This is a genomic window from Halomonas sp. B23F22_20, from assembly GCF_043496985.1.
Classification (GTDB): Bacteria; Pseudomonadota; Gammaproteobacteria; order Pseudomonadales; family Halomonadaceae; genus Halomonas.
On the sequence record NZ_JBIEKH010000158.1, the window covers coordinates 1 to 444 of the forward strand.

Consider the following 444-nt stretch of genomic DNA (forward strand, 5'->3'; position numbering starts at 1 on the left):
GGACTGTGGATCTCGCGACAGCACTGGAACCGACCACTCTATGCCTCGATGCTCGACCCGGCATGCAATATCGGGAAGGGCACCTGCCCGGTGCACGTTGGGTCAACCGATCGCTGCTCGGGAAACAACTCTCCGAGGATGATTTCCATCGCCCTGTAGTGATCGTCGCTGATGAGGAACGCGCCGCTTGCCTGGCTTCTGAGCTCAAGGCACATGGCCTCAATTGCATAGGTTGGCTTGTCCCGGCGTTCGATGCCTGGGCAAACGAAGGAATCGCCTTGGATCGTACCCCCAATGAGCCTGACGATGACCACTGCATCGACTTTCTGTTCTTCGTTCATGATCGGCACGATGGCAATCTAGAGGCTTCCCGGCGTTATCTTGCCTGGGAGACTGGCCTGCTTGCCCAGCTCGACGAACAAGAGCGCAGCACTTTCACCCTCT

The 444-nt window shown here is 57.9% G+C and carries 1 protein-coding gene; it reads left to right on the plus strand.

What is annotated here, in order from left to right; translation table 11 throughout:
- A partial coding sequence (locus tag ACGTN6_RS21100) for a rhodanese-like domain-containing protein (protein WP_394595075.1) occupies window positions 1-444 on the plus strand: 444 nt, incomplete at both ends.